Source organism: Paenarthrobacter ilicis (assembly GCF_016907545.1).
Classification (GTDB): Bacteria; Actinomycetota; Actinomycetes; order Actinomycetales; family Micrococcaceae; genus Arthrobacter; species Arthrobacter ilicis.
Genome location: NZ_JAFBCD010000001.1, coordinates 3200711 through 3215059 on the forward strand (window position 1 = coordinate 3200711; position 14349 = coordinate 3215059).

Below are 14349 nucleotides of genomic sequence, written 5' to 3' on the forward strand. Positions count from 1 at the left end.
AGTTATATGAACGCCATCCTTCACGCGCAGCAGCTCTCCAAGCACTATCCCGGCAACACTGCCTTGGACAATGTCGACTTCACGGCGCACGCCGGCCAGTCCATTGCCATCATTGGGCCGTCGGGCTCGGGAAAGACCACCCTCCTGCACTGCCTCGCCGGAATATTGAGGCCCGACGCCGGTGCGATCACCTTGAACACGCCGTCGTCCGCCCTGCGACTGGACAATTTGGGAGACGCAGCGTTGTCCCGATTGCGTCGGGAGGAATTCGGCTTTGTCTTCCAGCAGGGCATGCTGCTGCCGGAGCTCACTGCGTTGGAGAATGTGGCCTTGGCATTGATGCTCAATGGCACGGACCGGCAGTCCGCTGAGTCCCGTGCTGCTGAATGGCTGGGCGCCCTGGGCCTGGCCGGCATGGAACAACGCCGCCTGGGCGAGTTGTCAGGCGGACAAGTGCAACGCGTGGCCATAGCCCGCGCCCAAGTGACCGGCGCGCGGGTAGTCTTCGCCGACGAGCCCACCGGAGCCCTTGATTCAACAACCTCGCAGGAAGTGCTGGACGTCCTCCTCCGATCGGTTGCGGCCAACGGACGGACACTGTTGGTGGTCACCCACGACCCCAACGTCGCCGCCCGCTGCGAGCGCGTGGTCGAGTTGCGGGACGGGCGGATCGTGGCGGACAACGGAGGCCCTTCCCAGGCGCCCGCCATGCCACCACATGCCCCTGCCCTCCCCCAGCAGGCTCCTGCGGCGCCCAACACCAACTTCAAGGGTGCCTTCAATGTCTAGCCTCACCATGGCCCTGCGCCTTACCCCGTATTTGGCACGTAGCAACGGCAACAGCTTCCGCGAATCCGGCCTGCGCGACGCCGGGCTTCCCATCCTTGCGTTCGGAACGGTCACGGCCCTGCTGCTCACCGTGGCAGGCGGATCGCAGGTCTTCTGGTCATGGTCGGACAGTATTGCGGGCACCTACCAAGCCCTGGCCGTCGTCGCCATGGTTTTGTTGGTGATCCCGCTGCTGACGTTGGGTGCCTCTGCCGCCCGACTGGCCGCCCGCCGTCGTGATGACCGTTTGGCCTCCCTGCGTTTGCTCGGAGCCAACAGCGCAACGGTGGTGTGGATGACCGTCATCGAATCCACCGTTTTGGCCGCGGTGGGAGCCGTGGCAGGTGCGGGTCTCTACGCCTGCACCGCTCCGTTTTTGGGGTTGATCCAGTTCCGCGGCCAGGCGATAGGAAGCCATGCGTGGTTGTCGGTTCCCTCCATCATGGGCTGCGTCCTGGCCGTGTGCGTCCTGGCCGCCGCCAGCGCCGCGTTGGGTCTCCGGAAAGTTGTCCTGACACCGCTGGGCGTTCGGACCAGGCAGACGGCCGACGGCGCGCACTGGGTTCGCGGACTCATCGCAGCTGTTGTGGTGGTTGTGGGAGTGATGGCCATGGGGATGCTCAGCAGTTTTGGAGCGTTCATTGTGATCATCGCGGTGATGGGCGGGTGCTTCGGGCTGGCCCTGTTGGCACTGAACCTCATGGGTCCGTGGATCCTGCGGCTGCGCGCATCCTCCCAGCTCAAACACGCCAAACGGCCTGAACAGCTGCTGGCGGCCCGCACGGTGCTGGAGAGCCCCAAGGAATCGTGGCGCCAAGTTGGCGGCGTCGCGATGACCAGCTTTGTGGGGGTGTTCGTGGGTGTGGGCATGGCCGTGGCCGGTGCCATGGGTACCAGCGCAGATGCCGAGACCACGCTGCTGGTGCGGGACATCAACACCGGTGTGATGATTACGTTGCTGGGATCATTCCTGATGGTGGCGTGCTCCGCCGGCGTGAATCAGGCTGCCGCGGTGCTGGACCGGGCGTCCACCCTGGTGGCGTTGGATCGGGTGGGGATGCCGCGCGAGCTCATGGTGGCTGCGAGGGTCAAAGCCGTGATGTCCCCACTGTTTCTGGTGGCGGGCATTTCAGCGGCGGCAGCTGCCGTCCTGGTGCTGCCGCTGACCGGCGTCGCTTTGTTGACCCAACCCGTGGTGCTCCTGACCATCGGCGGGGTGTTCGCGGCGGGGTTCCTGCTGGTGCGGCTTGCCGTGGCTGCGGGCACCGCCCAGATCGGCCAGGTGCTGTCCCGCCCGGAGCGGTACGCCAGCATGGACTCCTGAGCTGCGGCCCCTGCGCCGGGGTGGCGGTTTATTTGCAGCCGCAGGACTGGCGAATGATCAGCTGGGTGGGCAGGAGGTGATGCTGCAGCTCTTCGCCGCGCCCCTTGCCCACCAGTGCCCGCACCGCGGCTTCGGCCATGGCCCTGACCGGCTGCGACACCGTGGTCAGGGCAGGCCAGCTGTATTCGGAGTCCAGGGATCCGTCAAAGGACACCAGCGCCACGTCCTCGGGCACGCGGACTCCCGCTTCATGAAGGGCCCGGAGAATGCCGATCGCCTGCATGTCATTGCTGGCAAAGATCGCTGTGGGCCTGTTGGCCATTGACAAGAAGCGTTGTCCCACCTCGTACCCACCAGGCCGGGAGAAGGGACCGTGCATCATGGGGCCTTCCGGGAGGCCGGCGTCACGCAGCGTTCCGAGCCAGCCAACTTCGCGCCCGTCCAGCTGGTTGCCCGTGTTGGTGCCGATCGCCAGGCCGATGTTGGTGTGCCCGTGTCCGATCAGATGTTCCACCGCGGCCCGGGCTCCGGCTTCGAGATCGACTCCCACGCTGTTGAAGCCTGGTTGGGATCCCGCGTTGTTCAACAGCACTGACGGGATCTCGGAGGCTTCAAGCTCGGTGACATCGGGGTCGAAGACGCAACTGGCAAGGAACACCCCGTCCACTTGGCGTGCGGCCAGGGTGCGGATGTTCTTCCGTTCGCGCGTCAGGCTCCCGTCCGAGTTGGTGAGCACCATGCCAAAGCCCAGTTCGGATGCTGCGATTTCCACCTCGTGGGCCAGCTGGGTGAAGAAGGGATTGGTGTTGTCCGGAACAACAACGCCGATTGTCTCGCTGGAACCCAGCTTCAGCGCCCGGGCCGCAGCGTTGGGGCGGTAGCCCAGAACCCGGATGGCATCGCGCACCTTGGCTTCCGTGGCCGGGGCAACATTCTTGGGCCCACCGTTCACCACATAACTTACGACGGCGGTACTCACCCCGGCGTACCGGGCCACGTCTTTGCGTGTAACCGGGCCGCGCGGGGTTTGTACAGCTGTTGTAGTCATGGGGTAAATGCTAGCTACTCCACAGGGGCGTCACCGAAGTCGCGGATGGGGAGCCGCTCCCCACCGCGGAGCGCGGACTCGTGGGCAACGATTCCGGGAAGGGTAAACCTGGCCGCCACCCACGCGTTGACCGGTGGCAGCGTGCGGTTGTTCACGGCTGTGACAAAGTCGTCCACCAGGAATTGGTGGCTTCCTTCGTGCCCGTTGGGTGCACCCAGGAATTCCTGCGGAAGCCTCGACTGATCGTGGACGGGTGCCAGGCCGGAAATGAAGGCATCGCGCAGTTCGGGTGCCACCTCCGCCAGCGATGGATCGTCCAGGGACATGGTCGGCTTGGTTTCCACCTGCTCGGAGACGTCCTCCACGGACGTCTTGTCCTGCCACACGGTGGTGGTGGCGAGTTGCTCAAAACTTGCCTCGGTCCCGAAGAAGCGGAAACGGGATTCCCTGATGTGGGAGGGGTACCCCACCCGGCGCATCTCGTTGGTGCGCATCGCTCCGCCGTCGTTCATTTCAAAGAGGGCCGAGGCGTTGGAGAAGTCGTTGGCAAACATGCTCACGTCCTTGTCGAAAACCCCGTCACCGCGCTGGTCCTTGACGCCAATGCAGCTCACGCTCACAGCATGACCGGGTACTGCACCCAGGACCCCACCAATGGCATGGGTCGGGTAGAGCATGGGCGGGTAGCTGGCGGTCTCTTTCCACCGCTCGCCTCCGCTGTACTGGTAGGCCTCGTAGAAGCCCAGGTCCATGTCGTGCACATAGTCGCCCTCGGTGTAGAAGATCCGGCCGAACTTTCCGGCCTGGTGCTGTTGGCGGGCGAACACGGTGGCGGGGTTGTAGTAGCTGGTCTCTCCCATCGCGTACACAAGCTTGGTCTCGCGGACTGCCTCGATAATCCGCGCTATTTCTTCTTCGGAGACGGCCATGGGAACGGCGGAATAGACGTGCTTGCCCGCCCGCAGGGCGCGCTCCACAAGAGGGCCGTGGGTCCACCGCTGCGTGAAGATGGCGACAGCATCGACGTCGGACTCCAACAGTTCCTCAAAGGTGCCCATCACGCCATCCAAACCCCAACGGTCCTGCGCCGCGACCGCCCTCCCGGGCAGCTCATCCACCGCGTACACCGCGCTGACCCCCGGATGGAGCTTGAAGAGGTGGGCGAACTGACTGCCAAACTGGCCTGCGCCAAGGACACCGATCGAAAACGTCATTGTTTGCCTTTCCTGGGGGCGCCGTGGGCGGCCGCCGCGCTGTGCTGTGTACGGACGAGTCTCGCAGCGTGATCTACACGAGTCAACAGAAATAACATTTTTGAACATTAATGATCAAAATCTTGAGGTAGGGCTTGCTTTACCTAAATCTACTCGTGTAGATTCCAATCCAGTTGTAATCCACATCACAGCCAGGAAGGGTCAACGATGACCACGCTCACCAAGCAACCGGACCCGGGGCCGTCAGCCTTGACGCCGCGCACATCACGTAAGCGGGGAAAACCATCCAACGGGTTCCGGGGTATCGGAGACCTGAAGGTGGCGCTCTTCTTCATCGCTCCGGCGATGGTCGGATTGATCCTCTTTTACCTCGTCCCCACCATCCGGGGCATCTACCTCAGCTTCACCGAATACAGCATCCTGGGCGACCCGGAATGGATTGGCGCACGGAACTACGAACGCATAGCCAAGGATCCACTGTTCTGGAATGCCTTGGGCGTCACTGCGGAGTACGTGCTCATCAACATTGTCCTGCAAACGGCGTTGGCCCTGGGCCTGGCAATCCTGATGCACCGAGTGGCGAAGTCCACCCTCATTCGCGGCGCGCTCCTGATGCCCTACTTGATGGCCAACGTCATTGCGGCCCTGCTGTGGTTCTGGATGCTTGACTACCAGATCGGCATCATCAACCAGATCATCGAATGGAGCGGCCTGCCCCGCGTCGCATTCTTTGGCAGCGAGCAATGGGCAATCCCAACCCAGGCACTCATCAACACGTGGCGGCACATGGGATACACGGCACTCTTGATCTTCGCCGGACTCCAAGCCATCCCCAACAACGTCTACGAGGCCGCCAGCATCGATGGATCCAAGGCCATGAGCACCTTCTGGCGGATCACCCTCCCACTGCTGCGACCGGTCCTGGTACTGGTGCTGGTGGTCACCGTGATCGGTTCCTTCCAGGTTTTTGACACCGTTGCCGTCACCACGGCCGGCGGTCCCGTCAACGCGACCCGGGTGCTGCAGTTCTACATCTACCAACGCGCCTTCAACGAACAAGACTTCGGCTACGGATCCGCCCTGGCCGTCATCCTCTTCCTCATCCTCGCCATCGTCGCTTTTATCCAGATGAAGTTCCTCCGCGGCAACCAGTCGGACCTGGACTAAGGACACGCCATGACCACTCTTACCTCCCCCAAGAACGCCGGGCACCGTCGCCCCGCCAGCCGTCCCTTCAACTGGCGTCGCGCCATCGCCCTGACCCTCCTGGTCCTGGCCGTCGCCGTGAGCATCCTGCCCTTCTACTGGGTGCTTCGCACAGCCCTCTCGTCCAACGGTTCCCTCGCTGCGAACTCCGCGAACCTCCTGCCGGCAGACTTCAACCTCGGCGCGTTCAAGCGGGTCTTCGGCCTCCAGAGCGCCTCCGAAGCCATCGCAGAAGGCGGCTCCGGCGCGTCGATCAATTTTTGGCAATACCTTTGGAACTCGCTGCTCTTCTCCGGCATCACCACGGCCTGCGCAGTGTTCTTCAGCTCAATGGCCGCCTACGCTTTCTCCCGGCTGCGGTGGAAAGGGCGCGACGTGGTCTTCTCCCTGTTCCTGGCCACCATGCTGGTCCCGCCCATCTTCACCGCCCTCCCCAACTTCCTGCTCATCAAGAACCTGGGCCTGCTGAACTCCATGCTGGGGCTCGTCCTGCCCTACCTGTTCATGACCCCATTCGCGATCTTCTTCATGCGCCAGTTCTTCCTGAACATGTCCAGGGAAGTTGAAGAAGCTGCGATGCTGGACGGCGCCAAACACTGGAGGATCTTCTTCCAGATCATCATGCCCAACGCCGCCGCCCCGATCGCAACCCTGGCGCTGCTCACGTTCATGGGGCAATGGAACGAGTACTTCTGGCCCCTGTTGGTAGGCACCTCAGAGGAATCCAGGGTCCTCACCGTAGGGCTGGGAGTCTTCAAATCCCAGTCCCCGCAAGGTGCCCCGGACTGGTCCGGGCTCATGGCCGCCACGCTGGTATCAGCCACGCCCGTCCTGATCCTCTTCGCCATCTTCGGAAAACGGATCGTTAACTCCATCGGTTTCAACGGCACCAAATAATTCTTTCTCCTTCCACTCGCAGAAACCGGCATGTGCCGGCACGCACCCCCCTGTCCCGAAAGGACCAACCATGATGAAAAAGAAGGCAATCGGCGCTGTCGCCGTCGCTGCAGCCGCTGTCCTGGCACTTTCCGCTTGCTCGGGCGGCAGTTCAAGCGCCGGTGGAGACTCTGCCAAGGGCGAGATCAATTACTGGCTCTGGGACGCCAACCAGCTTCCGGCCTACCAGACGTGTGCCGCCGACTTCACCAAAGCCAACCCGGACATCACCGTCAAGATCACCCAGACCGGATGGGACGACTACTGGTCCAAGCTCACCAACGGCATGGCCTCCGGCACTGCACCGGACGTCTTCACGGACCACCTGTCCAAGTACCCGGACTTCCTCAAGACCAAGCAGCTTGTGGCCTTGGATGATGCCATGACCAAGGACAACGTCAACCTTTCCCAGTACAACGAAGGCCTCGCCGACCTCTGGGTGGGCCAGGACGGGAAACGCTACGGGCTGCCCAAGGACTGGGACACGGTGGCACTGTTCTACAACCAGAAGATGGCCGCCGATGCCGGCATAACCCCGGAACAGATGGGCTCCCTGACCTGGAACGCGCAGGACGGCGGCACGTACCAGAAGGTGATTGCCCACCTCACGGTTGATAAGAACGGCAAACGCGGCGACGAGGCCGGCTTCGACAAGAACAACGTCGCCGTCTACGGATTGGGCCTGCCGGGCTCCGATGCTGAGAACGCCGGCCAAACGCAGTGGAGCTACCTGTCCGCCACCACCGGCTGGACCACCACGGACAAGAACCCGTGGGGCACCCACTTCAACTACGACGACAAGAAGCTCCAGGACACCATCAGCTGGTGGGCCTCGCTTGCCGAAAAGGGCTACATGCCCAAGCTCGAAACCACCGTTGGTGCCAACGCCGCCGACAACTTCGGAGCAGGCAAGGCCGCGATCAACAGCAATGGCTCCTGGATGATCGGCCAGTACACCGGGTACAAGGGCATCGACCTCGGCATCGCCCCCACACCCCAGGGTCCCGACGGCAAGCGCGCCTCCATGTTCAACGGCCTGGCCGATTCCGTGTGGGCCGGAACCAAGAAGAAGGACGCCGCCATCAAGTGGGTTGAATACCTTGGCTCCTCCGCTTGCCAGGACGTCGTAGCGTCCAAGGCCGTCGTTTTCCCGGCCATCACCACCTCTTCCGAGAAGGCCGCGGAAGCCTTCAAGGCCAAGAACGTGGACGTCAGCGCCTTCACCCAGCATGTGAAGGACAAGACCACCTTCATGCTGCCGATCACCGACAACGCCTCCAAGGTTTCCGGAATCATGAAGCCGGCCATGGATGCCGTGATCGCCGGCAAGGCACCGGCCAGTTCGTTGACAGCCGCCAACGAACAAGTCAACGCGCTCTTCAAGTAGAACGCCTCTCATCACTCATAGACTCAACTCGAGTAGATCATCCCGTTGCGAGGCCCGCTCTGCGGGCTATAAGCCACCCGAATCCCGCAGAGCGGGCCTCGCAACACACGTACCTGCCCCGCCTCGGGGCGCATCGACATGAAAGCGACATCACCCATGCAACCGCTCCACCTCCGTTCCGCAGGTACCAGCCTGGTCATCAGCACCCTCTGCGGAGAGGCTGAGATCATCCACTGGGGAGCAGATCTGGGCGATTCCCTCCCGGATTTGGCGCTTCTCACCGAACCGATCACACCCTCGTCCGTCGACGCCAACGTCCCTGTGGGCCTTCTCCCCCAGGCGTCGTCATCGTGGCAGGGCCGCCCTGCCCTGCGGGGCCACCGGATCACAGGTGGCGTCCCCGGCCCCGACTTCTCGCTTCGCCTTCGCGTGGTGAGTGCGGCCACGGACGGAAGCACCGCCGTCGGGTCCTCCGCAACAATCGTTCAGGCAGATCCCGACGCCGGCATCACGGTGACCAGCAACCTCACCCTGCACCCGGGCGGACTACTGGAAATGCGCCATACCGCCACCAACGACGGCACGTCGCCCTACCAGGTGGACGAGTTGGCAACCATGCTCCCGGTGGCGCCAGACGCCGTCGAACTCCTGGACCTGACCGGCCGCTGGTGCAGGGAGAACCACCCGCAACGCCAGGCGATCCAGCAAGGCACGTGGGTCCGGACGGGTCGCCATGGCCGCACCGGCCACGACTCCTCGCTGCTGCTCGCTGCCGGGACCGCCGGCTTTGGGAACAGGCACGGCAAAGTCTGGGCAACCCACTTGGCCTGGAGCGGCAACCATGAGCAATTTGTGGACAGCGTTTCCCACGGCCGGACCATGGTGGGCGGGTCCGAGCTCCTGGGGCCGGCCGAAGTGGTGCTGGAGCCCGGCGAGAGCTACACCTCGCCGGCATTGTTCGCTGCGTACTCGGACCGTGGGCTGGATGGCATCAGCGAGGCTTTCTACAGCTGGTTCCGCGCCCGTCCGCACCATGTCGCAGGTCCCCGCCCAGTAGTCCTCAACACGTGGGAAGCTGTGTACTTCGACCACGACCTGGACACGCTGGTTGAGCTGGCTGACTCCGCTGCGGACCTGGGCGTTGAGCGATTTGTGCTCGACGACGGCTGGTTCCGCGGGCGCCGCGACGATCACGCCGGGCTGGGTGACTGGTACGTGGACGAAACGCTGTGGCCGGGCGGCCTCACTCCGTTGATTGACGCTGTGACATCCCGCGGCATGGAGTTCGGGCTCTGGGTGGAGCCGGAAATGGTGAACCTGGACTCCGACGTTGCCCGGGCGCATCCGGAGTGGATCGTGGGTCCCTCTGCGGCTTCCCATAAAGACGGCGGCAGGCTCCCCCTGGAGTGGCGGCAGCAGCACGTGATCGACCTGGTCAATCCGGAGGCCTGGGACTACGTCTTTGAGCGGATCGACGCCTTGCTGAGCGAGAACAACATCAGCTACCTCAAGTGGGACCAGAACCGCGATCTCCTGGAGCATGGCCATGCCGGCCGCGCTTCGGTGCATGGGCAAACCCTCGCTGCCTACAGGCTTTTCGACGCTCTGCGGGCGGCGCACCCCGGCGTGGAAATTGAGAGCTGCTCCTCCGGCGGCGCGCGCGTGGACCTGGGAATCCTTGAACGTACCGACAGGATTTGGGCCTCGGACTGCAACGACGCCCTTGAACGGCAGACCATCCAGCGCTGGACAGGCCTTGTGGTGCCGCCTGAGTTGGTGGGTGCGCACATTGGACCGGACACCTCGCACACCACCGGACGCACGCATGACCTTTCGTTCCGCGCCATCACAGCCCTGTTTGGCCATTTCGGCATGGAGTGGGACGTCCGCTCGGTTACGGGGGCCCAACGTGAGGAGCTCAAGCGTTTCATCGGCCTTTACAAGGAGCACCGGGATCTTATCCACAGTGGGCGGATGGTTCGCGCCGACGTCGCGGATGAGTCGCTGATGGTTCACGGAGTTGTTGACGCTGCTGCGGCGCACGACGCCGGCACTCCAGCAGGCGGCACGGCGGCGCTGTTCGCGGTGGTCAAGACCCGGACGGGATTCACGGAGAAGCCCGGCCGGGTTGCGCTCCCCGGGCTCAATCCGGCACAGACCTACAAGGTGGAGGCCATCTTCCCGTCCCCAGAGGACGCCGACCATGGGCACACGTTCATGGAAGCCAAACCGGCTCCGTGGATTGCTACAGGCGCCCAGGCTAATGGCCGGTTCCTGGCCGAGGTGGGGCTGCCCATGCCGGCGTTGAACCCGGAGCACGCCATCCTGCTGCGGCTCACCGCCCTCTGACGCTCTCTCACATCCCGCCGGCAAAGGACGGTCCCTCTCTCACTTCCCGTCGGTCAGGGACGGTCCCTCTCTCACTTCCCGTCGGTCAGGGACGGTCCCTCTCTCACTTCCCGTCGGTCAGGGACGGTCCCTCTCTCACTTCCCGTCGGTCAGGGACGGTCCCTCTCTCACTTCCCGTCGGTCAGGGACGGTCCCTCTCTCACTTCCCGTCGGTCAGGGACGGTCCCTCTCTCACTTCCCGTCGCCAAAGGACGGTCCCTCTCTCACTTCCCGTCGGTCAGGGACGGTCCCTCTCTCACTTCCCGTCGGTCAGGCAACGTCCGCAAGGTAATCGATCGCCAGTTTGTAGCCGAGAACTCCGGCTCCCACGATGATCGCCTTGCAGACGCCTGACAAGTAAGAGTGGTGCCGGAACTCCTCGCGCTGGTGCACATTGGTGATGTGGACCTCGACGGCGGGCAGCTCAACTGCCGCCAACGCGTCACGCAATGCCACGGAAGTGTGAGTGTAGGCCCCGGCGTTGATGACGATCCCGACGGCGGACCCGCGGGCCGCGTGGATAGCGTCCAGGAGGTCGCCTTCGTGGTTGGACTGTACGCAATCAACCGTGAAGCCATGGGATGCAGCTGCCGCCATGGCGAGCTGTTCCACATCGGCCAACGTCGAGGTGCCGTACTTCTCCGGTTCACGGGTGCCCAGCAGGTTGAGGTTCGGTCCGTTAATCACAAGGATGGTGCCGCGACCGGCTTCGGCGGCGGGAGTGGCTTCAGTCATGACCCCAATCTATAGCCGCGCGGAAGCCACCGGGAATTACGCCCACAAAGTGAGAGAGGAACCGCCCATTCGGGTCGGAATGTGAGAGAGGAACCGCCCATTCGGGTCGGGATGTGAGAGAGGAACGGTTACTTGCGGGTGCACTGGCCCGCGGAGACCGGGTTGCTCAAACCAGGGGCCTGCGCGGCAACGGGCTGCAAGTCCTCCATGGTGAGGGCGAACCCCAAGGCAGCATCGGTGGTGGTCTTAGCGAAAACCAGTCCCGCCACCTGGCCCTGCATGGTCAGCAACGGCCCACCCGAGTTACCCGGCTGCACGTCGCCCGCAAGCTTGTAAACCTGTTCCGGCGACGGGTTGTTGCCGTAGATGTCCGGAACCAGAATGGGTGAGATCCCTTGGACGGTTGCAGGCTTGGACTGGAACGGGCCACCGTGCGGATAGCCGGCGAACGCGGCCGAACTTCCCACAGGCAAGTTGTCGCTCAGTGGCAGAGCCGCGGACTTCAGGCCGTCCACGGCCAAAACGGCGATGTCCCGCTGGGGGTCGAAGTAAACCACCCGACCCGGCAACGCGGCGCCGTCGGGAACTTCCACCACCGGCCGCGAGACTCCCGCCACAACGTGGGCATTGGTGACCACCCGCCCGGGAGAAACGACGAATCCGGAACCGGTCTGGTTCTGACCACATTCGTAGGCGGTTCCGGCAATCTTGAGCACCGACTCGGCGGCCTGGTTCAAGGCGGGGGTGTCGGTGGACTCATTGGGGACCGGCACGGGCGTTACGGGCCCAATACCCTCAATGAGCGTCGGGATGCCCTCGCCGATCACCGTGGACCGCAGTTGTGCCATGGTGGTCTTGACGGGCGTCGGCGTGATGTTGTCAATGGAACGGATGACGCGCGATTCGGCCAACTGCTGGGAAACAAACGGCACACCCAGCGAGCTCACACTGAACGCCAGCATGGACATCACCAGCGCAGCCACCACCACGCTCACCACGCCACCGATCAGCCGGTCCACGGCGTGAATCGGCTTGATCCGCACCGCTTGGCGGATCTTGCGCCCAATCATGGTTCCCAGCCCATGCCCCACGGCAATAAGCACGACGGCGGCAGCCACCGTGGCGGTCAGCCTCCAACCGCTGTCGGTCACCCAGCCGCTGACAATCGGCACAGCCATGAAGGCAGCGACCGCGCCCACCACAAACCCGGCGATCCCGCCCAGCGTGACCATGAAACCGTTGCGCAGGCCATAGATCAGGTAGGAAAGCAGCATCAGGATCAATGCCAGATCCAATATCGTCAAGCCAAACACCAATGCTCCTCATAGCCGGGTAGCGCCAATTGTAGTTGTGGACTCTGACAACAAACCGTTAGTACCCCGGGCATGAGCAGTCAGCCGACGGATTAAGACCAGTTCTGCAGCGTCAAAAGTACAAAACCCGCGCCGTTTCAGCGTTTCACGTGCCAAGTACGTCACAGAAGCCAAAAAATTCTGAAACAATGGCTGGAGCGCCACGACCGAAACTTATATTCAGGAGATTTCATGGACATCGAGGTATTGCGCCGCGCACCCCTCTTCGCCACCCTTGACGACGACGCATTCCGCCTGCTGACGGACGAACTCACTGAGGTGGACCTTTCACGCGGGGCTTCAGTGTTCCGCGAAGGCGATCAGGGTGACCAGCTCTACTTCATCGTTTCCGGCAAGGTGAAGCTTGGCCGCACCTCCCCCGACGGCCGCGAGTCGCTGTTGGCCATCCTCGGACCGGGCGAGCTTTTCGGCGAAATGGCCCTGTTTGATCCCAGCCCACGGACCGCAACGGCCACCGCCGTTTCCGAAACCCGCTTGGCCGGCCTCAAGAACGAGAGCCTCAATGCGCTGCTTCGCACGCGTCCGGAAGTTTCGGCTCAGCTGCTGCAGGCCCTGGCCCGCCGCCTGCGCCGCACCAACGATTCCCTGTCCGACCTCGTCTTCTCGGACGTACCCGGCCGCGTTGCCAAGGCATTGTTGGATCTGGCAGACCGCTTCGGCCGTCCCGCCACGGACGGAGTTCTGGTTGCCCACGAGCTGACCCAGGAAGAACTTGCCCAGTTGGTGGGCGCTTCCCGCGAAACTGTCAACAAGGCACTGGCCGAGTTCGTTCAGCGAGGTTGGCTGCGTTTGGAAGCCCGCGCCGTCGTCATTCTCGACATGCAGCGCCTCCGCCAGCGTTCACGCTAAGCGATACCAAGAAAGCCGCCCCGGTTTGCTGACAGGGGCGGCTTTTTCTTGCCTGAAAGGGGACGTGAAGTGAGAGAGAAACCCTCGAAAGGCGACGTGATGTGAGAGAGCGACGGTCGAAAGGCGACGGGAAGTGAGAGAGGGGCTAGCGTTCGCGCTGGGGTTCGCCGGCCACTGTCCGGGCAGCTTCGACCTCGAGCATGAGTTCGCCGTTCTCCTGCACCAGCTTGGCCTGGTACACGTGCGCTTTGCGCTTGTAGCTCAGGTACGCGATACAGCCGTTGGCGGCACCCATTTTCTCCAGCATGATCTCGGAGCCGGGCACCAGGAGCTGGCCAAGCTTGAGGCCCACCGTATTCGGCTGTCCGACCTCGTCACCCAACGCAGTTGTTTCGCGGCGTGCGATCGCATCGGCCACGCACACCCATCGGCCCCACACACCCTTGCTGCCAAGAATGGACGGCTGCTGGTTCACGGGAACAGTTGCGGCAAAGTACCTGGTGTTGAAGCGGGTGTGTGCGAAGTCCGGACTGAGCCAGTTCACCAGGGGTTTGAGCAAATCCGTTCGAAGGGAAAGCCCGCGCTTGGAAAGCATCTCAGTGAATGATTTCTCCTGGGCTGCCACGGCTTCCCGGGCACGCATCCAGTCGACGGTGGAGTTGGACTCAACAGTTGACGAGGCATCCGGACCTGCCAGCAGAACACCCGTTTCCTCGAAAAGTTCGCGGATGGCGCCCACCACGTGACGGCGGGCGAGTCCGACGTCGTCAGTTCCCATTTGGTCAGCCCAGTACTGGGGTGAGGGGCCCAACCAACCGACGGGCTCGTCGTCGGACGGCTCCAGGGAACCGCCCGGGAACGCCACAACGCCCAATGGGGAGGACCCGGGACGGTAACCGAGCCAGGTCTCCAAACCGGTGGGCGAATCACGCAAGAGGACTACAGAGGAGGCAAGGCGTGCGGCCCGGGGGGTCCGCTCACCGAGATCAAGCCAGTTCTGTGCTGCCCCCTCAAGTGCGGGGGGCAACACGAACAAACGACGCGCAAGTTGCGGCACTTCT

General features: G+C 63.3%; 12 protein-coding genes. 7 read left to right on the forward strand and 5 right to left on the reverse strand.

Features of this window, described 5'->3' with window-relative positions; all coding sequences use genetic code 11:
* Positions 1-6 precede the first annotated feature (6 nt).
* Positions 7-789 (forward strand): ABC transporter ATP-binding protein, encoded by a 783-nt coding sequence (locus JOE60_RS14595; RefSeq protein WP_167264068.1) that lies wholly within the window; start codon positions 7-9, stop codon positions 787-789.
* A complete protein-coding gene (locus JOE60_RS14600) occupies positions 782-2152 on the forward strand; it encodes an FtsX-like permease family protein (protein ID WP_239528869.1) in 1371 nt (456 codons plus the stop codon). Before JOE60_RS14595 ends, JOE60_RS14600 begins: the two co-directional genes overlap by 8 nt.
* Positions 2153-2180: 28 nt before the next feature.
* On the opposite strand, the gene JOE60_RS14605 is transcribed toward JOE60_RS14600, so the two are convergent.
* The gene (locus tag JOE60_RS14605) at positions 2181-3200 is read right to left on the reverse strand and encodes a LacI family DNA-binding transcriptional regulator (protein ID WP_167264070.1); all 1020 of its coding nucleotides are present in this window, start codon (positions 3198-3200) and stop codon (positions 2181-2183) included.
* 14 nt (positions 3201-3214) lie between these two features.
* Positions 3215-4414 carry a Gfo/Idh/MocA family protein gene (locus JOE60_RS14610; protein ID WP_167264072.1) on the reverse strand — a complete coding sequence of 400 codons (1200 nt, stop codon included), beginning with the start codon at positions 4412-4414 and terminating at the stop codon, positions 3215-3217.
* Positions 4415-4621: 207 nt separating this feature from the next.
* On the opposite strand from JOE60_RS14610, the gene JOE60_RS14615 reads away from it, so the two are divergent.
* From JOE60_RS14615 to JOE60_RS14630, 4 genes are all read left to right on the forward strand, one after another.
* Positions 4622-5581: a carbohydrate ABC transporter permease gene (locus JOE60_RS14615; protein ID WP_204814935.1), complete on the forward strand. Its 960-nt coding sequence runs from the start codon at positions 4622-4624 to the stop codon at positions 5579-5581.
* Positions 5582-5590: 9 nt separating this feature from the next.
* Positions 5591-6517, forward strand: a complete 927-nt coding sequence (locus tag JOE60_RS14620; RefSeq protein ID WP_167264074.1) for a carbohydrate ABC transporter permease — start codon at positions 5591-5593, stop codon at positions 6515-6517.
* A 70-nt stretch (positions 6518-6587) separates the two neighbouring features.
* Positions 6588-7943: an ABC transporter substrate-binding protein gene (locus JOE60_RS14625; RefSeq protein WP_167264076.1), complete on the forward strand. Its 1356-nt coding sequence runs from the start codon at positions 6588-6590 to the stop codon at positions 7941-7943.
* Positions 7944-8099: 156 nt separating this feature from the next.
* The gene (locus JOE60_RS14630) at positions 8100-10292 is read left to right on the forward strand and encodes an alpha-galactosidase (protein WP_167264077.1); all 2193 of its coding nucleotides are present in this window, start codon (positions 8100-8102) and stop codon (positions 10290-10292) included.
* A 309-nt stretch (positions 10293-10601) separates the two neighbouring features.
* Here the strand turns inward: JOE60_RS14630 and aroQ are convergent, their stop codons facing one another.
* Both aroQ and JOE60_RS14640 read right to left on the reverse strand, forming a co-directional pair.
* Positions 10602-11066 (reverse strand): type II 3-dehydroquinate dehydratase, encoded by a 465-nt coding sequence (gene aroQ, locus JOE60_RS14635; RefSeq protein WP_167264079.1) that lies wholly within the window; start codon positions 11064-11066, stop codon positions 10602-10604.
* A gap of 128 nt (positions 11067-11194) precedes the next feature.
* A complete protein-coding gene (locus JOE60_RS14640) occupies positions 11195-12379 on the reverse strand; it encodes a MarP family serine protease (RefSeq protein ID WP_167264082.1) in 1185 nt (394 codons plus the stop codon).
* A gap of 231 nt (positions 12380-12610) precedes the next feature.
* On the opposite strand from JOE60_RS14640, the gene JOE60_RS14645 reads away from it, so the two are divergent.
* Positions 12611-13288 carry a Crp/Fnr family transcriptional regulator gene (locus JOE60_RS14645; protein ID WP_011775987.1) on the forward strand — a complete coding sequence of 226 codons (678 nt, stop codon included), beginning with the start codon at positions 12611-12613 and terminating at the stop codon, positions 13286-13288.
* Between the two features lie 145 nt (positions 13289-13433).
* Here the strand turns inward: JOE60_RS14645 and JOE60_RS14650 are convergent, their stop codons facing one another.
* Positions 13434-14345: an NUDIX hydrolase gene (locus JOE60_RS14650; protein ID WP_167264083.1), complete on the reverse strand. Its 912-nt coding sequence runs from the start codon at positions 14343-14345 to the stop codon at positions 13434-13436.
* Positions 14346-14349 lie beyond the last annotated feature (4 nt).